The following is a 19,553-nucleotide window of genomic DNA, read 5'->3' as shown; positions in this document are numbered from 1 at the left end:
GGAACGCATAACAGTACGGGGCACCTGAACCTAACACCCGGCAAAAAACATACATCTTCCCTGCATTTTACTATCTTTAGTTGGCAAGGAAATGCAGCCTGCGTTACTGAAGACAGATGTACGTTTCTTGCCTCAATGTTAGCATTAATTGCAGAGCGAAATGAAACTACTTGGTTTGGTTGTATTAATTGCCGTGCTGGCTCTATCCTGCAAGACCGAAAATGTGCGGAAACCTGATGAAGAAGACAACAAATATCTTAGTATTAAATACTCATTTAACGATAATCGAGATACTGTTGAACTTGGCGACACCGTGGGTTTCGCAATGACCTTATACGATACGCAGTTCGACAGCCTCTCCGTATTTCTAGGGCATTTGGATAGTTTGATTCTTTTGGACACGACGGCTATACTTGCCGTCCAAAACAAGTCGGCTTCCTTTTGGTTTGTGCCGAACAAACTGGGGCCAAATCGTATCGAGGGACTGGTTAAGGAATTTGACGTTGGAGATGACGAGACGGTGGTCAAGTCTACTCCATTCTACTTTGATTTTTTTGTAGTCCAACCCCTCGACTATCGAATTTGAAAAAACAAGGCTAGTAACGAGCTATAGCGCTAATAAATGGACTACACTAAAAAGGAAATTGAAAAAGCCTATCAGGCTGGCAAGAAGCTTAAGTTTCTATTCTTCTGGGGACACCAGAAACATCCAAGTGGAGAAACCACGAGTTCGTGTTTCAGTCAATGGTGGCCAAGTAAATTCTAAGTGGACGGTCTGACTTATCCAACAACAGAGCATTGGATGATGGCTGAGAAGGCTAGACTTTTTGCCGACTCGAAAATTCTGGACGAAGTGCTTAAAGCAGGCTCTCCAGGAAAGGCAAAACAACTTGGCAGAGAAGTTGTCGGTTTTAATCAAGACGTCTGGAATGATAAGAGATTTGATATTGTGGTAAACGGGAATTACCACAAATTTAGCCAGAACCCGGAGCTCAGGACATTCCTCATCAACACCAAGAATAGAGTGCTGGTGGAAGCAAGCCCGGTTGATAAAATCTGGGGGATCGGGCTGGACGCAGCTGACGAATTTGCCTCAATTCCACCTAAATGGAAAGGGTTAAATCTGCTCGGCTTTGCACTAATGGCGGTCAGAGATCTGCTAAATGCCGAAATGAAATAATGCTAACACAGCGGTAAAAATGAATGCAGGCTTCACCAGTTATCATGGGTTAATTGGCTTGGATTGTCCGCCACAAATTATAATTTTATCATCGGCGTGGCTAAGATGTAGTGGAAGCGGAGCTGCATAAAACTCCCACACTCATTTTACCGAGGCGTTAGCATTAATTGTAGAGCGAAATGAGACTACTTGGTTTGGTTGTATTAATTGCTGTGTTGGCTCTATCCTGCAAGACCGAAAATGAGCGGAAGCCTGACGGGGAAGACAACAAATACCTTAGCATTAAATACTCATTTGAAGATAATCGAGATACAGTTGCGCTTGGGGATACCGTGGGTTTCGCAATGACTCTCTACGATACTCAGTTCGACAGTCTCTCCGTATTTCTTGGGCATTTAGATAGTCTGATTCTTTTGGACACGACAGCTATACTTTCGGTTCAAAATAGATCGGCTTCCTTTTGGTTTGTTCCGAACAAACTGGGGCCAAATCGTATCGAGGGGCTGGTTAAGGAATTTGACGTTGGAGATGACGAGACCGTGGTCAAGTCTACTCCATTCTATTTTGATTTTTTCGTTGTCCGCCCATACGGCTATCGAATTTGAAAAGCTAGGCTAACACAGCGCATTGCACTAAAAGATGGACTACTCGAAAAAGGAGATTGAAAAAGCCTATCAGGCTGGTAAGAAGCTTAAGTTTCTATTCTTCTGGGGACACCAGAAACACCCAAGTGGTGAAGTTACCGGATCATGCTTCAGCCAATGGTGGCCGAGCAAGTTTCATGTCGACGGCGTGACCTATCCGACTACTGAACACTGGATGATGGCTGAAAAGGCAAGGCTATTTGCCGACTCTCGAGTGGTGGACGAAGTGCTAAAAGCGGGTTCTCCAGGTAAGGCGAAACAGCTAGGAAGAGAGGTTGTCGGATTTAATCAAGACATCTGGGATGAGAAAAGATTTGACATAGTTGTAAAGGGTAACTACCACAAGTTCAGCCAAAACCCAGAACTCGGAGCATTCCTTGTCAACACTAAGAATCGGATATTGGTAGAAGCTAGCCCGGTGGATAAGATCTGGGGGATTGGTCTGGACGCAGCTGACGAGTTTGCATCGGTTCCTCCCAAATGGAAAGGTTTGAACCTTCTGGGCTTTGCGCTAATGGCGGTTAGAGATCAGCTAAATGCGGAAATGAAATAATGCTAACACAACAGTAAAGTGAATGTGGGCTTCACCAGATGTCATAGGGCCATTGGCTTGGAATGTCCGCCACAAGGGTTAATTTTAACATCGCCGTGGCTAAGTGCCAGTGGAAGCGGAGCTGCATAAAACTCCCACACTCACTTTACTGAGGCGTTACCCTCAATGATGTTCGACGCTAACGTATATTATCCAGACGAAATTCCAGCTAAGTCAAACCGACCTAGTGTCTGCAAGATCACATGGATTACTTCAATTGTGGCAATACCAGCGCTGATATTGATAACTAATGCCTATACGGACGAACAGATAGCAGCCGACCCAACTCTCAAAGCCTATTTTGTTACCATTGTACTGGTGTTTGTTCCGTTACTTGGATTCCTTACTTACTGTCGATTCCCTAGCAGTAAAAAGGCGCTCAGTGGGCGACTGCTTCTTGACCTAAGAATCGGGCATGACGAAATACAAATTGGTAATTATACTTGTAGGACAGCGGATATTTCCAGTTTAGATATAACAATCAGTGGATACAGAAACTTCTATTCTCACGGTGTAGACAATTGTTTGGCTGTACGGACTATTGACGATGAAAAAACAATTCGGTTTGAATTACAGTCCAAGTCAGACTACTCCAAACTGCTTCTGACGATTTCGGCACTTCAGACACAGGGCGTTACAGTGACCTTGACGGACGAACTGGCTAGAAAATGAGGGTAACACGACGCTAAGAATGAATGTGGGCTTCATTGGTTGTCGTAGGTAAGTTGGCTTGGATTGTCCGCCACAAATTATAATTTTATCATCGGCGTGGCTAAGATGTAGTGGAAGCGGAGCTGCATAAAACTCCCACACTCATTTTACCGAGGCGTTACCTTCAATTGCAGTGGCGAAGATCTTAATCATAGCGTTGGCACTTTCAATAGCTCCTCGTCTGACGTGGGCACAGTTCGATTTTGAGCCAGACTCAGCCGACATAAGTAAGCTATTGCTTGCTCCTCCAGACTATGACAGCATCCGATTTGAGGTAAGACTTTGGACACTCAGTGCCTGGCTCTATTCGACGGTTACTCAAGTAAGTCTTAGTCAAGATGGGCGATGGAACTTTCGAAGAGCTTTCATTGACTGGCAAGATAGCCTTGTTGCAATACCCGAACTGAACCCCACTCCAAACCTTGAACGCCTTTGGGACAAATTGGACTCTCTTGGAGTCTTGACACTCAAGTCTCAAAGCGAAGTGACTGCGAAGTTTGTCAAGGACGGTAGAACGTACAGGCTGACAGAGGAACAGATCGAAAAACTGACTGGCTCTGATGTATCAGCTTATGTGGTTGAATTACTCTCAGAAGAAGGGTTTAGGTCATTTAGCTACGTTGACCCGGCCGGTTTGATTGAGAAGCGGTTCTGGGACTCGGAACGAGGCACTTGGCTAGTTCCCGAACACCATCAAATGGCGCAAATAATACAAGTCGTAAATGACACCTTCAAAGACGACGGCCTGTCAAAATACGTTGTCAATCACTGGAGAGCTGCTACCAACCAAGGGGAAAAATGAAGGTAACACAGGCCTAAAAATGAATGTGGGCTGTTCAGGTAAGCTGAGCGTTGCTGGCTTGGATTGTCCGCCACAAAAGTTAATTTTATCATCGGCGTGGCTAAGTGGTGTCGGATGCGGAGCTGCATTAAACTCCCCCACTCATTTTAGGCAGGCGTTACTTGCCATAATCGCTCCTAGCTAATTTTATGAGGAACTTTCAATATATTCTGCTCCTAACTCTTTTAACAACCTTTGGGTGCAACTCCCAATCAAATAGGAGTGAATACATCTATGATTCATATGAACGAGTTAACGACTTTGCAGATGTGTTGACCGATGATCAAGAAGCCAACTTAGGCGAACTACTTAAATCATTGGAGGACTCCATCGGGTCTCAATTAGTTATTTTAACTCTCGACTCACTTGGCGAACTAACAATTGAAGAGTATTCGATTCAAGTAGCTGAGAACTGGCAAATTGGAAGAGCCAACTATGATGATGGAATTCTCATAATGCTTGCCATTAAGGATAGAAAGATACGTATCGAAGTTGGGTATGGCCTTGAACTCATTATCAAAGATGAGATAGCCAAGCAAATCATTGATAACACGATTGTCCCAGAATTCAGAGCGGGAAACTTTAATGGGGGTCTTACTCAGGCATCTAAAGAAATCATTAACTTGATATATAGAAATCCTGAACTTGTAGGAAAGAAAAGCAACGATTAATAACATTCCATACCTTCTATGAGGAGATTACGAACTGCATCAATTTATTTAAGCCTCCTTCTCCTAACAGTGGTAGCTATATGGCTTTTGACACAAACGGATAAAAAAATCGAAGGCACGGCGTTACTAATTTCTGTTTTTTCGTTGGTAACAGCCGGGATAACTTTAAATCAAGTTCTTGACTCAAAACTTCCTGATGTCCTCGTTGAGGTTACAGACAACAAACGGTACAATCTTCTAACATTAGTAGTCAAGAACATTGGTAAAATGACCGCTTACAATGTCCAAATAGATTTTACTGAAAACCCATTGGTCAGGTTTTATCATGAAAAAGATCAAGAGGAATACAACCAACTAAAATACACTGCTCTTGCTCCGAACAATGAACTAGTAATTGCCCTTGGAGGTGCATCTTACTTTGGCAATTTTAAAGATGAACAATTGATCCATCAAGTATCAGTTAAATTCAATATCGGTCGAAAGGACACATTCCTGAACAGATATAAAAACACGTCAACTATTGATATTTCATCTTTTCGTAAAACATTAAGCTATCCAAATGAGGAAATAGCTGCCTATAAAAAAGTTCCTGATGAACTGAATATGATTAGCAGAAAGATCAGCGAGATCGCTACAGAAATATCAAGACCTAGGAAAGAAGCTGAATATAAAAAACGCTTGGAGGAACAGAAATCAAAGGGAAAAAAGAACGGCAAGTAACAAACACTATCATCCATAAGCTAACTGAGCTATTTGCAAAGGCTTTTGGGATGAGATACTTTTATAGATATTTGAAAAGTCCAGCTTACGGATGATAGTTGGGCGTTGTAGCTCATTGGTTTTTTTCAGACTTTGGGCTCTTGTGATTCGAAGCGTTTGTGGTCTTCAACTGGCGGGCAAAAAGCTCTCGTTTCAAGCCGCTCGGTATAAATCTTCTGTGCAAGCATACAACCCCTCATCCTGATCACGCCCAATCGGCCAATACTTAGCCCCCTCTTTGATGACAACTTCCGACTCGGCCAGCGCACTCAGTTTACATAAGAATCGAAGCTTTGGTTTGTGAGAAGGGTTTGTGTGGAAATAATTTCTTACATTTTGTTAACCAACTTTATGCAATATTCATTTCGCTATTCAGAAGTTCAACTTTGAAATTGACTTTTGCTTTCAAAGCTTCAAATACTTTCAAGATAGTCTCGATAGTCACATTTTTGGCATTGTTTTCAAGTTTAGAAATTTGGGATTTTCTAACGCCAATCAGGTCGCCAAGCTGTTCTTGCGTTAGGTGACGTTCCTTGCGAGCTGTCTTGATCATATCACCAATGAGTTCAAGTTTCAACTCAAATTCAAACTGATCTCTTCGAGGTGTTCCTATCTTGCCAATTAGTAAATCCTGTGCTTCGTCTAAACTATACTTTTTCATATTCCCTTCTTTTTCTGTTCAAAGTATTCAACCCTGATCTGTTCGGCTTTTTCAATTTCCTGAGGGCTTACTTTATCAGTTTTTTTGATAAATCCATGTGTACCGCAAACCAGCGTCATTTCGTTATTTTCCTTATCCCAAAAGGCGAGAATCCGATATTGAAGTCCGGTATATTTGGTTCGGAATTCCCAAATGTTTTGATTTAGCTTTTTGAAAAGTTTCGGATCATTTAGAATCTGCGCCTTTCGGATATTGTAGAATATCTTGTCCTGAACTTTATCATTTTGGCTTTTGATGAATTCGAAAGCCTCTTCCAGCAACTTGATTTCAAACTTTTTCTCCACTAAATCAACATGAATTAATACATAGCAAAGCTATTTAAAGTTTCAATAAAAGGAAACTTTAATCCATGAATGATTTGAATGCTTGACTATTTTTCTCAGCAATTTAAATTCTGTTGTGGCTAAGTAAATGTAAATGACAGGACTAAGGCCGCAATACCCCCACTCTGTTTTTCGCCCACGCCGCTTACGCACAATCCCCTTTCACCGGCGATTCACGCCCGCACGGCCATCGCACCTACAGTAGACAGTCAGTCTGCAAGGCCATGGACAACTGCAACGCAAGGAAGGCTGTCCTGCTGATGGCGCTGCCAGACAATGAAAAAGGGCAACAACACAGAGCGAATGGGGGCTCGCCGGTTAAACTGACGGTGGCTCGCTTGGATTCTCCGCCACAAAGTACAAATTTATCATCGGCGTGCCCGCCCGAACGACGTTCAGTCGGGCGGGGCTAAGTGCTATTGGAACTGAACTACATTAAAAACCCCCACGCACGATAGCCGGGCGTTCATGCCGCTTGGTAATTGCCTGGCATTCTCACCTTCTTTCTCGCCTCAGAACGATAAAACTCCTGAATTAAGTATCTCAAAGTTAGCTGGCTCCTATTTCCTCAAATAGTATATTGCCAGCACAAACCTTTAGCAATATGAAACCAGCCTCTCTCCTCTTCGCATTGGCCTCCCTCCTCTCACTATCAGCCATTGCCCAGCCCAGCACCGAGGTTTACCTTTTCGACCTGGAAGCCAACGGCGAAACGATCAGCGTCTCCAACCCCATTAACGTATCGGCCAACCCCGGCCGCTACGACAACCAGCCCTCCTTCTCCAAAAAGACTGGCGAGCTCTTTTTCGTGTCGCAGGATGCCTCTCCGCAGATCGACATTTTCATTTACGATCCGGCCAGGGGCACCAAAACAAATTTTTCGAACAACGCCTCCAACGAATACTCCCCTACCCTCACACCCGATGGGAAATACATCTCCTGCATCAGAGAGGTAGATGGCACACAGCTACTGTGGAAGTTTCCGTTGAAGAAGGGTGAGCCGGTGATTGTAGTGCCCGACCTTGTGATTGGTTATCACGCCTGGAGAGATGACAACACGCTGGTGTCGTTTGTGCTGGGCGAACCTCAAACGCTTCAGATCTCGGATCTTTCTGCCAAAACGAATACAATTGTCGCAAGCAATATTGGCCGATCTATTCACAACATCCCAGGTAGCCAACTCATCAGCTTTCTGCAGAACAGAGAAGGGCAGCCGGCGCTTATCCAGTCGCTGGACACAGAAACTGGAAAAATTGAAACAATATGTGAAGTCCTTGCCGATTCGCAAGACATGGTCTGGACACCAGATGGCAAAATCATCATGGGTCAGGGCAGCAAGCTCTTCACTTGGTCGGCATCTACGAAGGCATGGACAGAAATAGCTGATCTTGCCAGCACTTTCCAATTGAAAGGCATCACCCGACTGGCCGTTGGCCCCAAAGGAGACAAGCTGGCCATGGTTGTAAATGAATGATCAGGAGTTTATTCTGCACTATTAATATTTTTTTCTTAAGTAATTCCAAAACACATAGGGGTACTAATGGTTTAAGTTTACTACTAAGCAAACTAAACTATTAACTACAAAATGAATCTACACGTTGGGTCAATACTTGTTCGGGCTCTTCCAGGTTATCGTTACATTATTTTTTCAACAACTCCCAACCCCTGCTTTAAACTATCGTAACTGGCTAAGTGAATTTATTCAGATCAATCTCAACAACTCAATGAAAAAAACTTTATTGCTCGGGCTCTGCCTGATTTTTAGTGCCTTCCAAACATTCGCACAGGAAAAGGTCACCGTAAATGGCTATGTGAAAGACGCTGCCAACGGGGAAGACCTTTTCGGGGCCAATGTGCTTGTGAAAGAAATCGGCGACGGAGCCGTGACCAATTTTTATGGTTTTTATTCCATTACGCTGCCACCGGGCACCTACACTCTCGAATACCGCTATGTAGGATATGAAACGACGGTGAAGACGGTAGAACTAAAGGCAAATGTTCGCATGGACGTGGAAATACGTTCCGAGCAGCAGCAGTTGCAGGAAGTAGTGGTGTCTGCTGAAAGAGAGGATGCCAATGTGACCAGCATTGAAATGAGCGTCGCCAAGCTCGACATGCAAACCATCACCAAAGTGCCTGCCTTTGCTGGTGAGGTCGACGTGCTGAAAACGATACAGCTGCTTCCGGGTGTAAGTACCGTTGGCGAGGGTGCTTCGGGCTTCAATGTGCGTGGTGGCTCGGTTGGGCAAAACCTTGTGCTGCTCGATGAAGCTCCAGTGTTTAACTCTTCTCACCTACTGGGTTTCTTTTCCGTGTTTAACCCAGATGCAGTGAAGGACATTAAGCTTTACAAAGGCGCTATACCTTCCCGCTACGGAGGCAGAATTTCCTCTATCCTTGATATAAGGATGAAAGAGGGTAACAACAAATCTTATGATGTAGCGGGAGGAGTAGGCACCATCTTCAGCCGTCTGGCGGTAGAGGGCCCTATCAAAAAGGAAAAGTCTTCTTTCATCATAGCAGGGCGTCGCTCCTATGCCGACGTGCTGGCGAAGCCATTTACCGACGTGTTGGACGATGGTGCCCAGCTCTATTTCTACGACCTGACGGTGAAAACCAACTTCAACATCAACGAAAAGAACAGGGTATTTGCCTCCGGCTATTTCGGAAGAGATAAGTTCTTATTCGATGCCCGGCAGGGATTTGACTGGGGCAACAAAACGGCCACTATCCGTTGGAACCACCTGTTCAACGACCGGTTGTTTTCAAACTTCACAGCGTTTTATAGCAACTACGACTATTCTTTGGCCTTCGGAGAAAATGACCTGGATAAATTTGAGTGGACATCAGAAATAACCACGTTCAACTTCAAGCCGGAGTTTAGCTACTTCATCAATACGAACAACGAGTTGAGCTTTGGTGGCGATGCCACTGTATATCAGTTTGACCCCGCCAACGCCCTCGGTGTGAGCAACGGAGAAGTAAGCAACATCAGTCTCGATAAAAAGTTTGGGCTGGAGAGTGCCGTATACGCAGGCAACGAACAGAAACTGTCGTCGGCACTCACTATCAACTATGGTCTTCGCCTTTCATCGTTTAGCTATATGGGGCCTGGCAAATATTTTGAATATGACTCACCAGAGCCCGGTGTGAGAAGAAACGTAACGTCGGTTTCGGAGGCAGACAATCTCGAAACCATTCAAACCTACTTTAATTTTGAGCCCCGGGCATCGTTCTCTTTGTTAGTCGATCCTCAGAGTTCCGTCAAAGGTAGCTACAACAGAACAGCCCAGTATGTTCACTTGATTTCGAACACGGTAGCTAGCAATCCGCTGGATGTATGGACACCGAGCACAAACAATATTGAGCCGCAAACCGGGCAGCAAGTGGCGTTGGGGTATTTCAGGAATTTCAATGACAACATGATCGAAGCCTCGGCCGAAGTCTATTACCGTCGCACCAAAAACCAGATCGACTACATCGACGGTGCCGACCTACTGATCAACCCCTTTTTGGAGGGTGATGTGTTGAGTGGTATTGGAAGGGCCTACGGACTAGAACTATACGTGCAGAAAAAGAAAGGGAAATTGAACGGATGGGTGAGTTATACGCTCGGAAGAACCGAGCTGAAGGTAGACGGCATTAACAACAACAACTGGTATGCTACCCGCTACGACCAAACTCACAATGTGAAAGTGGCCGCCTTTTATGATGTCACGCCCCGTCTTTCTTTTTCGGCCAACTTCAGCTACATCACAGGCACGCCTACCACCTTCCCAACGGACAGGTTTGAGTGGCAGGACTACGTGGTGCCCTTTAACTATGGCAACGGCCGTAACAACGTGAGAATACCAGACTACCATCGCTTCGACATTGGCGCAACACTCAACGGAAAAACTGTGAAAAGAAACGGCAAGCCCCGAAAGGTGACTGATCAATTTGTGCTTTCGGTGTACAACGTGTACAACAGACGTAACCCGTTCTCTATCTACTTTACCCAGGGACGAGACCGACCAGTATCCGGAGAACCTCTTCCAACCGAGGCCATTCGTGTTGCCATTATCGGCTCTGTGTTCCCTTCCATTACTTACAACTTCAAGTTTTAATCGTATGAAATCTGCAAACATATATATAGTCGCTGCCCTTCTCGTCTCTTCATTGTTTGCCTGCGAGGACGTGATCTATCCCGAGCTGGCTGATAGCGAGCCTGTAGTTTCAATAGATGCTTTCGTCACAAGCCAGGACAAAGTGCAAGTGATCAAAGTAACCAAAACCCAATACTACTTTGACAAAAACAGGCCTGCGGGTGTTTCTGGTGCTGAGGTCAGCATCACCGACGATCAGGGAAGAGTATTTCTATTTACAGAGTCGAATACAGACGGATGGTACGAGTGGGATCCTTCGCAAAGCGACGATTCACTGGGACTCCCTGGCGTTCAGTATTCACTCAGCGTTTTAACCGAAGGCATTGAGTACACCTCGTCCTCTGTCACGCAAGGCGTACCAAAAATTGATAGCATCACATTTAATTTTGAGCCGGAAAACGACTTTGCGCTTGCCACATGGTTCGCAGAAGTTTGGGCCAGGGATTTAGATGGGCCAGGCAATGCTTACTGGATCAAGGGCTGGAAAAATGGAAAATACCTCAACAAGCCAGCTGAAATACTAACAGCCTACGACGCCGGATTTAGCCGGGGCTCGGAGGTAGATGGACTTATCTTTATCACACCTGTAAGGTCTGGCACTGGCATCAATCTTAGCACCGACGAGGATCCAGACACAGGTAAGTTTTTACCATCTTATCTGGACGGAGATTCCATTTATGTCGAAATCCATGCCGTGTCTGAAGCCACCTTCGATTTCCTTAACCTGATGAAAATCCAAATTGATCGCCCCGGAGGTTTTGGAGAGCTTTTCGCCACACCCATTGATAATGTACCGACGAATATTATCCCGTCTCAGGAAGGTGTGAAAGTGGTGGGCTGTTTCAACGTGTCTACTGTGAGCAGCTTTGGTAAGAAGCTGGTGGCTGAAAACGAAACACCTTAAGCAACGAGCGTTTCTTTGGGTCATATAAAGTAGCAGAAAGCCAGTCTTTTTGCTACTTTAGTTTAAAGCCGTCCCTTTCAAGTTATGACCAGAACAGAAGAGCTTTTTCACGAAATCGCTGAGTCTTTGCCGGAGGCAAAGAAGAGTAAGATGTTTGGTGCCATTTGCGTGAAAGCACCCAACGGCAAGGCTGCCTTTATGGCCTGGAAGGACAATCTGGTGTTTAAGCTGGAAGGAGAAGCACAGAATGAAGCCCTGAGCCTCGACGGTTGTGAGGTTTTTCGCCCTATGCCGGAGCGCCCACCCATGGGAGGCTGGATTCGGGTGCCGGTTGACTACGAGAACAAGTGGCCGGCGCTGGCTGCAAAGTCCCTTGCGTACGTTAAAACGCTGAAGTAAGTGGTATGAAAAAAGTCATTTTATCCTCCGGTGAGGAAGTGGTCATAAGGCCACTTGAAAGGACAGACGCACCGGCCCTGCTCAAATACTTTTCAGCGTTTTCTGAACTCACCCGCAAACGATTTGGGCCTCATCCCTTCGACGAAGCCACGGTAAATGCGATCTGCAACAACCTGGATCTTGACCCATGTATTCGCTTCACAGTTTTTGCTGGCGACAAGTGTGTGGCCTACTGCCTGCTAAATCCCGGCATTCTTGAGCATGATGCAGATCGCCTCCGCAGCTACGGCATCGACACAGACCAATACCGCTATGCCACGTATGCTCCCTCCGTCGACGAAAATTACCATGGCACCGGCTTGGCCAACATTATGTTTACCATGCTGGAGCATGAAGCAAAAAAGTCGGGTGCCACGCACATCATTCTTTGGGGCGGTGTGCAGCACGGCAACCCAAGGGCCAGAAGGTTCTATGAAAAAAATGGCTTTATCAAAGTGGGATCCTTTGATTTGAACGGCGGCGATGATGATATGGTGAAGGCATTAGGCAAAGATCTATAAACTCAATTGTATGTGCTTGTTTGGCCACCAACTACGAACTCTGATCACTTTTCAGCTTCGTTCTATTGTCAAGAGATTTTGTCAATAAATTTTCAATTATTAGCTTACGAGTTTCATCCTTTTCATTGTCATTTTTGAATTCATGGAGCAGAGCATGGATTCTGAGTCCGTCTATATTTCTCTGAATTTCTCTATCAGCTCTTACATGTGTTCTAAAAAAAAGAGCTGCCACTGCTTCAATCACTATGCCGGAAAGTAGAGATAAGTAGCCTTTATCTATATCGAAGTTTTCGTCCTTAGTATTCAAAAAGTTAAGGAGAGAGAAGAGTATTAACATAAAGCCCAGGGATGCCGAGATAATGCTGAAGTTAAAAGCGAGTTTCGCTTGGTTATTTCTTAGTTGATAAAATTCTTCAAGAATTCTAACAATAGGGTTATCACCCTTCGCAGAAACCAAATCTTCCTGCTTTACTTTTGTCAGTCTTGGAATCAAAAATATCAAGGACACCAAGACAACCAGAACAATTCCTAAGTAGGTGAAAAATATACTTTCGCTCATTTCTTAAAATTCCTCATCAGGTACTGTATCTTGTCTCAATTTGGTTTGTATATCAAAAAGCTCAGACTTCAATGACCTGATTTTTTTGCTGTAAAAAAAAACCAATGCCAAAATCAACACCAAAATCAACACGCCTACTATTATCGATATGTTCAAAAAAGTTTCTTTTTCGGAGTGTTGCGAATCCAAAATTTCACTTAGCTTCAGTTGTTCGTCAATCAGCGAGTTCTGCACGCTATAAACATTGGCGAGATCACGGAAAGTAAGGACATACAGGGAATCAAGTAGCCATTCAGGCTTCTCAACATTTGTGGATATCGAAAGCTCATAGAGATCCTTATATGCGTGAAGTAAATCTCTTTCATAGGCCATATTTGTAGCTGATGCAATTCCCAAATTCATATATCGTAGTGCCTCAATATTATCGCCAACTGCACTAAAATACCTAGCTTTTGTAGCATAGAAAGATGACATCTTATCAGCATCGCCAACCTGAAATACCAATGTATCGATGTCGCTTAACAAACTATTTACTGCATCCAAACTTTGATCGGATAAGTTCGTATCCAGTAAAATAAAAGCTTTAATTAATCGTATCTGGTCTATGTAGTATTCTCGCAACTCAACATCCTTATCTAAAATCTCAAAGGCCAGGTTAATCTTGTTCAAAGCAACTTGTGGCTGTTTTAACGCTTTTTTCACCAAGGAATGGTTAATAAGAATGATTAATTTGTTCTCCTCATCCAGACTCTCACTGGAAATACTTGTGTAAATTTCATCGGCTTGTTTGAGGTTCTCGACGTCAAAGAAAAGCTCGGCCAGACCTATCTTCGACAGAATCAATCGTTCATGACACTCAGGACATTCACCACTGGCAAGGGCAAAGTTCTCAATTGCCTTCTTATAAAAAGTCGCTGAGTTTTTGTAATCTGACCTCCAAAAATAGATTTGAGCCAAATTATGATTTGCTGCTCCAACCGATTTTTTTGAAAACGAAATCTCAATCATTTTTTGGTACTTCGCCACAGCCTTGTTCAAATGGATGGTATCATCTTCGAGTTCAAATAAAATCGAATAAAACGTGGCCAGATTCCATAAAAAACCAACATAAATAGTGTCCACTTTTTCACTAACCTCCACTTCGTAATTAGCAATGTTTGCAATTTTGTCTCGTAAAATTGCATCGTATTCTTGCCCATACTTTGACAAGAAATAATCCAAAGAATCATATAGCTGAATTCTATCCAATGTCTCAGGGTTAAAACTTTTTGACGGCTGGCAAGCAGCAAGCTTTATACCTGTGAACAAGGTGATAAAAATAAGAAGCAAGACCTTTTGTGCTGTCATCGGCTCAAAATTTATCGCAGCGTAGTTTGGCCGTACCAAGCCTAAATAGTCGGCCACCGTCATCTCCACATTCGAAAACGTCTTCCAGCGTACATTCTAGCGTGGTGGAATTAATATTGTTCACCAAGTTTTCAAACCTGATAATCTTTCCGTTATCTCTTGTACCGACAATAGTTTCTGACGAAAAATCCGTGTCAGCACTAATATCGATGGTGCCTTTTGTCATCAAAATAGGTTGCCCAAAGGCCGACAAGTAACTTAACCTAATTGAAGTCGCATTAAATTCAACCACGTCGAATCTTACGACGAAGTTTGAATACTGAGACGAAACATCATCTCCAATGGCACATTTCAAAACATCACTACTTCTCCAGTTTCCGGTGACGTAACTCAAAAAAGCAGACGACTTAGTGTAAAAATCTAATGTCTTCTGAGTGGCCTCTTCCAAACAGAAATAAAAGTGCGACCTTTTCGTACTTTCTGACTTGGCAACTGTGTCAAGTGTCATCACGCTATCCACCTGAATGATATGGTCGAAATCGAATAGATATAGGCTGTCAGGTGAACTATAGTTCATTGAATCAATTTCGTTAAGTTTTTCAGACGTCACTTCAACATACTCATACCTTATTGGTGTGCTGTCCAAGTCTGCGAGGAAAAGGGAATCCGGCGCTTCTACAAAAATAGAGTCGAACACCGTAAGGGTGTCAATGGGAACTATAAGCGTATCATAAAAGATAGTATCAGTTGAACTTTGGGTCATCGTGAAGACTGTATCTATTTGATACGTTGTGAAGGACGAATCCCTTCCAAACAAATATTCAGTTTCTACACACTCAGTGCACAACGGACATTCAGGGCACTTTGTGCAGTCAGTGCATGCACTACAGTCTGAATCGTCGTCGATTCCGCAATTGACTAAAAAAATAGTGAAAGCAAAACAACGAAAAATGCAAATTAAGTCCCTCATATGCAATGAATTACTTTCATTGAAATTAGCTAATTGCTATTAAAAATAAAATTCTATCACTGTATATAATAGTCAAAATCTATAACAAATATTTACCTCTGAAGCCAAAATCAGTCTAGGACATCCACTGAAAACCATGAGTATTTGGGATGCCATCTTTATTTTTTTCAATTGCTTTAGCTCTTATTGGCGCCAACAAATGCCACATCAAAAATGTAGTCAACTAGAGAATCCTTCTGCATTGTTCTAAAAATCGCCATATTTGAAACCGGAATATATCTATTCCGTTCCATCAATCATTTTGACTTTGAATCCATCATTGATCTTATGAAAACCTTCTCATTCAAAACAATTTTTTCGCTGGTCACAATTCTTTTTAGCGGTTTGTTTGCTCCTCAGGCTAGTGCACAGCTGATGAACAAACTCAAGAAAAATCTCACCGAATCGCTCACTTCATCTCCGAGAGACAAGCAAATCACCAAAGACACCACCTTCTACAACCTGGCCATTTCTCAAGGCTCCAAGGTGTCATTTTTCGATAACCGAGAAGACAACCAGAATGCCTTTTTACTGGGGGCAAAAAACTACACTGACAACTCCGGCAACAATGTGGTGAAGTTGACCAGAGCTGAAAAGGTGTTTGATTCCAACCGCTCAGGCAGTATTGCACTAAATATCAGTAAGTGGAGCGCAAGAATGAATTTTCTTGGCGGTCTGAACTATCTGCTCGACGAAAACTATGGTGGCAGTTTAGCCACCAGCTACCTGAGTGATCAAATTCTCAGTGCCTACAACGACAACAACCTGTTTGAGGTAGTGGAAGTAATTACGTCCAACAACTCTCTTGATTTGCTGGAAAAGTACGGCCTGGCCAAAACGATGATGAACATGGCTATCCTCCACCACTCTCAAGGTCAGTTTACCATCGCCAAAAGTTACTACGAGCAAACGGAAACCCTGATCAAAGAACAAATCAGCCCTAACAGCCAGGCCATGGCTTCTGTGCTCAACAACCTGGCCGTGCTTTACAAAGACCTGGGGCAGTACACCGAGGCCGAGAAAGCCATGGCTGAATGCCTTAGACTGATGGCTAAAAATGGTTCTGACGACCAGATGGAGTATGCCGTTGCACTAAACAATGAAGCCATTCTCCGTTTTGAGCTAGGCAGGAATGAGCAGGCGGTGAGTAGCCTCAACAAAAGCATTGAACTGGCCGCTAAGCACATCAACGAAAAAGGGACCGACTTCACGAAGCTAAAGATCAACCTGGCTGTTATTTATCAAAACCAGAAGAAGTACACCGAAGCCGAAGCCATTTACAAAGAACTATTGGAACTGAAGGAGAAACGCTTTGGCAAGAGCAGCCCCGACTATGCTGAGATTCAAAACCAGCTAGCCGGACTGTACATGGAACTGGGCAGAACGGATGAGGTAGAAGGCTTGCTGACCAGCGCTGTGGAGATTTATAAGAAAAAGCTGAAGGAAGATCACCCGGCCTATGCGGCCACTTTGCGCAACCTTGGAAAGTACTATTACTTCACCGATCAGTACGACAAGGCCGTCACTACCTTCAGCGATGTGATTGGTATCTACGAAAGAAACTTCGGCAACAACCATCCGGAATACCTCGGAACCCTCGAAAACATGGCCGTTACCCGCTGGAAGAAGGGCGAGACGGACAAGGCCGATTCCACCTTTGGAGCCCTGCTTACCAAACATATGGACCTGCTTGAAAAGTATTTCGGCGCCATGAGCGAAAACGAAAAAGGCAAGTATTGGGACAAAGTACGGCCATCCTTTCTGGCTTTTTACAATTTTGCAGCAGAGAACAGCAGCAAGAAGCCCGAGCTGGCCACCAGGATGTATGAAGCTCATTTGTCTACTAAGGGTATTTTGCTGAGCAGTTCTGTCAAGCTTCGTCAAAACATTTTGAATAGCGGCAACCAGCCACTCATCGACACCTACCTCAACTGGACGAACCTGAAGGAGTCGCTGGCCAGTTACTACTCGCTCTCTAAAGATGAGCTGAAAGAGCAAAAGATCAATCTGGACTCCCTGGAGTCTTCCGCCAACGGCCTGGAGCGAAAGCTCAACCAAATGAGTGGCGACTTTTCTGATGCCAACAAGCTGCCGTCGGTCAAACTTGCCGATGTGGCTGCTAAACTCAAAGCCGGTGAGATGGCCGTTGAGATCATCACCTATCCTTCATTTGACAAGTCGCTGACCGACAACAGCAAATACACGTTTGCGCTGGTGAAAAATGGGGCTACATCGCCAGAGCTTGTCACCATCAGCAACGGCAAAGACCTTGAAACCAGATACGCCAAAGCCTACCGCAACATGGTGACCAACAAAGTGGAGGACGCTATTACCTACGAGCAGTTTTGGAAGCCTATTGCAGGCAGGGTTGCGAGCAGCAAAAAATTGTATATGTCGCTCGACGGCGTGTACAACCAGATAAACGTGATCACACTCAAGGCCGCCGATGGTAGCTATGTGAAAGACAAACATGAAATAGTGTTATTGAGCAGTACGAGGCAGCTAGCCCAAACTGCCAGCGCCAAAAGTGCTTCGAAAAACACAGTGCTTGTAGGCTTCCCCAACTATGGATCGAAAAGTACGCTTTCACCTCTACCGGGAACACAGAAGGAAGTGCAGGCCATTAGCGCCCTGGCCAAGACTTCCGGAACCACAGCAGATGTGTACATGCAGGATCAGGCAACAGAGGCGCTCTTAAAGGATCAGGTCAAAAACCCAAGGATTCTCCATATCGCTACCCATGGTTTCTTCCTTCAGGACGTTGCCGGCACTGATGGCGACAAAGTACTCGGCGTGGAAATCAGCAAGGCCAAGGAAAATCCACTACTACGTTCGGGTCTCTTTATGGCTGGTGTGGAAGGAACCACGGGCAGTGTCGAAAACAAAGAGATCAATACAGCTGACAACGGCATCCTTACTGCCTACGAAGTGCTGAACCTCAACCTTGAACAAACCGACATGGTCATCCTTAGTGCGTGCGAAACTGGCCTTGGTGAAATCAAAGGCGGCGAAGGTGTGTATGGTCTCCAAAGGGCGTTTCAGGTTGCCGGAGCCGGGTCAATCATCATGAGCTTGTGGAAAGTAAACGACGAAGCTACCCAGGAACTGATGGTCAACTTCTACAAAGAGTTTTTGAAGTCGGGCGACAAGCAGGTGGCGTTTGCCAAAGCTCAAAATGCCTTGAGAACCAAATATGCCGAGCCCTACTATTGGGGTGCCTTTGTCATGATGAACTAAGTCTTACCGATCTTACCTCCTCAATCAAAGGCTCCACATTGATGGGGCCTTTGCTTTTTCCACATAAACTGTAGCAACGGCTTCCAACCAAATGGCTGCAAAAGGTTTCTTATAACAAACCCCTGAGCTATGAAAGTTGTTGTTTCAAGTCTGCTAGTGCTGGCCTTTTCACTGGCCGTGTTCTCCTGCCAAAACGAGCCGGTTACTCCCTCATCGGGATTTGCCACTAGTTGGGAAGTCAATGCCGATGCCTTTATTGCTGCCACCTCGCAAACGACTGGCGACCCCTTCGTTATCAAAAAAGCTGTACTGAATGACTCGCTACTGAAAGTAACAGTACAGTATGGGGGCGGCTGCAAAAAACATGACTTCAAACTAGTGTGGGACGGAACCATTGACTCTTCAACCATTCCCGCCGTCGTCACCTTTGCGCTGATACACGATAGCAATAACGACCTGTGTGAAGCACTTCCTACCGAAGAGCTCTCCTTTGATCTACTTGAGATTATGGAAGGGAACAGACCCATCGAGGGTTTTCAGGCCTGGGTAGTCAATACATCGAATGCAGAGCAGGTACCTGCACTTCCTGAGTCAATCGAATGTGGATGGGCTGTTGAGACTTCCTCAGTTGTGTGCGGGGCTGGCATTTGGGGCAACCTGTGGCTTCAGGCCCTAAGAACGGAACAAGCTGGCGGCGTCCGTTCATTCCTTCTTCAGCCGGTTTCCGTTGCTGCCGGGGTAGAAATACCCGACAATCCTGACCAGGGAACAAAGTACTATATAGGTGCCAAAATACTGGAAGACTACGAACCAAATCCCGATATCGGCGTCTGCCAGGCCTATCCGGGCGATCACTACAGCGTCGAAATCACTTGCATTCAACCCTACGAATAGTCTTAACTAAGTCTCATGATTTGTAAGAGCATTGTGCCGTTGGCTCAATGCTCTTTC

General features: G+C 44.7%; 19 protein-coding genes. 14 read left to right on the top strand and 5 right to left on the bottom strand.

What is annotated here, in order from left to right; translation table 11 throughout:
* Positions 1-160 precede the first annotated feature (160 nt).
* The 7 genes from RIG68_RS19790 (at position 161) to RIG68_RS19760 (ending at position 5,359) form a co-directional block, all read left to right on the top strand.
* The gene (locus tag RIG68_RS19790) at positions 161-586 is read left to right on the top strand and encodes a hypothetical protein (RefSeq protein ID WP_350126190.1); all 426 of its coding nucleotides are present in this window, start codon (positions 161-163) and stop codon (positions 584-586) included.
* Between the two features lie 180 nt (positions 587-766).
* Positions 767-1,180: a riboflavin biosynthesis intermediates N-glycosidase gene (gene ybiA, locus RIG68_RS19785; protein WP_350126187.1), complete on the top strand. Its 414-nt coding sequence runs from the start codon at positions 767-769 to the stop codon at positions 1,178-1,180.
* Positions 1,181-1,359: 179 nt separating this feature from the next.
* Complete coding sequence (locus RIG68_RS19780; protein WP_350126185.1) at positions 1,360-1,785, top strand: hypothetical protein; 426 nt, start codon at positions 1,360-1,362, stop codon at positions 1,783-1,785.
* Between the two features lie 34 nt (positions 1,786-1,819).
* Entirely contained in the window at positions 1,820-2,377 is a 558-nt protein-coding gene (ybiA, locus tag RIG68_RS19775; protein WP_350126182.1) for a riboflavin biosynthesis intermediates N-glycosidase, read from the top strand.
* A gap of 883 nt (positions 2,378-3,260) precedes the next feature.
* Entirely contained in the window at positions 3,261-3,929 is a 669-nt protein-coding gene (locus RIG68_RS19770) for a hypothetical protein (RefSeq protein ID WP_350126179.1), read from the top strand.
* A 188-nt stretch (positions 3,930-4,117) separates the two neighbouring features.
* Positions 4,118-4,639, top strand: a complete 522-nt coding sequence (locus RIG68_RS19765; RefSeq protein WP_350126176.1) for a TPM domain-containing protein — start codon at positions 4,118-4,120, stop codon at positions 4,637-4,639.
* A gap of 18 nt (positions 4,640-4,657) precedes the next feature.
* Complete coding sequence (locus tag RIG68_RS19760) at positions 4,658-5,359, top strand: DUF8453 domain-containing protein (protein WP_350126173.1); 702 nt, start codon at positions 4,658-4,660, stop codon at positions 5,357-5,359.
* A 388-nt stretch (positions 5,360-5,747) separates the two neighbouring features.
* On the opposite strand, the gene RIG68_RS19755 is transcribed toward RIG68_RS19760, so the two are convergent.
* Both RIG68_RS19755 and RIG68_RS19750 read right to left on the bottom strand, forming a co-directional pair.
* Positions 5,748-6,059: a helix-turn-helix domain-containing protein gene (locus tag RIG68_RS19755; protein WP_350126170.1), complete on the bottom strand. Its 312-nt coding sequence runs from the start codon at positions 6,057-6,059 to the stop codon at positions 5,748-5,750.
* Positions 6,056-6,403 (bottom strand): type II toxin-antitoxin system RelE/ParE family toxin, encoded by a 348-nt coding sequence (locus tag RIG68_RS19750; RefSeq protein WP_350126167.1) that lies wholly within the window; start codon positions 6,401-6,403, stop codon positions 6,056-6,058. Before RIG68_RS19750 ends, RIG68_RS19755 begins: the two co-directional genes overlap by 4 nt.
* Before the next feature lie 643 nt (positions 6,404-7,046).
* Here RIG68_RS19750 and RIG68_RS19745 point away from each other — a divergent pair.
* The 5 genes from RIG68_RS19745 (at position 7,047) to RIG68_RS19725 (ending at position 12,450) form a co-directional block, all read left to right on the top strand.
* Complete coding sequence (locus RIG68_RS19745; RefSeq protein WP_350126165.1) at positions 7,047-7,916, top strand: TolB family protein; 870 nt, start codon at positions 7,047-7,049, stop codon at positions 7,914-7,916.
* A gap of 250 nt (positions 7,917-8,166) precedes the next feature.
* The gene (locus RIG68_RS19740; RefSeq protein WP_350126162.1) at positions 8,167-10,548 is read left to right on the top strand and encodes a TonB-dependent receptor; all 2,382 of its coding nucleotides are present in this window, start codon (positions 8,167-8,169) and stop codon (positions 10,546-10,548) included.
* A 4-nt stretch (positions 10,549-10,552) separates the two neighbouring features.
* On the top strand, positions 10,553-11,491 hold the full coding sequence (locus RIG68_RS19735; RefSeq protein ID WP_350074186.1) for a DUF4249 domain-containing protein: 939 nt from the start codon (positions 10,553-10,555) through the stop codon (positions 11,489-11,491).
* An 84-nt stretch (positions 11,492-11,575) separates the two neighbouring features.
* Complete coding sequence (locus tag RIG68_RS19730) at positions 11,576-11,890, top strand: hypothetical protein (RefSeq protein WP_350096362.1); 315 nt, start codon at positions 11,576-11,578, stop codon at positions 11,888-11,890.
* 5 nt (positions 11,891-11,895) lie between these two features.
* Complete coding sequence (locus RIG68_RS19725; RefSeq protein WP_350126158.1) at positions 11,896-12,450, top strand: GNAT family N-acetyltransferase; 555 nt, start codon at positions 11,896-11,898, stop codon at positions 12,448-12,450.
* Between the two features lie 31 nt (positions 12,451-12,481).
* Here RIG68_RS19725 and RIG68_RS19720 read toward each other — a convergent pair whose 3' ends face one another.
* The 3 genes from RIG68_RS19720 to RIG68_RS19710 are packed head-to-tail and all read right to left on the bottom strand — an operon-like array spanning position 12,482 to position 15,119.
* The gene (locus tag RIG68_RS19720; RefSeq protein ID WP_350126155.1) at positions 12,482-13,009 is read right to left on the bottom strand and encodes a TRADD-N-associated membrane domain-containing protein; all 528 of its coding nucleotides are present in this window, start codon (positions 13,007-13,009) and stop codon (positions 12,482-12,484) included.
* Positions 13,010-13,012: 3 nt separating this feature from the next.
* Positions 13,013-14,356: a hypothetical protein gene (locus tag RIG68_RS19715; protein WP_350126152.1), complete on the bottom strand. Its 1,344-nt coding sequence runs from the start codon at positions 14,354-14,356 to the stop codon at positions 13,013-13,015.
* Between the two features lie 4 nt (positions 14,357-14,360).
* Complete coding sequence (locus tag RIG68_RS19710) at positions 14,361-15,119, bottom strand: hypothetical protein (protein ID WP_350126149.1); 759 nt, start codon at positions 15,117-15,119, stop codon at positions 14,361-14,363.
* Positions 15,120-15,653: 534 nt separating this feature from the next.
* On the opposite strand from RIG68_RS19710, the gene RIG68_RS19705 reads away from it, so the two are divergent.
* Both RIG68_RS19705 and RIG68_RS19700 read left to right on the top strand, forming a co-directional pair.
* Positions 15,654-18,602 (top strand): CHAT domain-containing protein, encoded by a 2,949-nt coding sequence (locus tag RIG68_RS19705; RefSeq protein ID WP_350126146.1) that lies wholly within the window; start codon positions 15,654-15,656, stop codon positions 18,600-18,602.
* 129 nt (positions 18,603-18,731) lie between these two features.
* Positions 18,732-19,496, top strand: a complete 765-nt coding sequence (locus RIG68_RS19700) for a hypothetical protein (protein WP_350126143.1) — start codon at positions 18,732-18,734, stop codon at positions 19,494-19,496.
* Positions 19,497-19,553: the final 57 nt, after the last annotated feature.

Origin of the sequence: Imperialibacter sp., assembly GCF_040222385.1 — a bacterium.
Taxonomy (GTDB): Bacteria; Bacteroidota; Bacteroidia; order Cytophagales; family Cyclobacteriaceae; genus Imperialibacter.
This window is presented reverse-complemented; position numbering and strand designations above follow the sequence as displayed.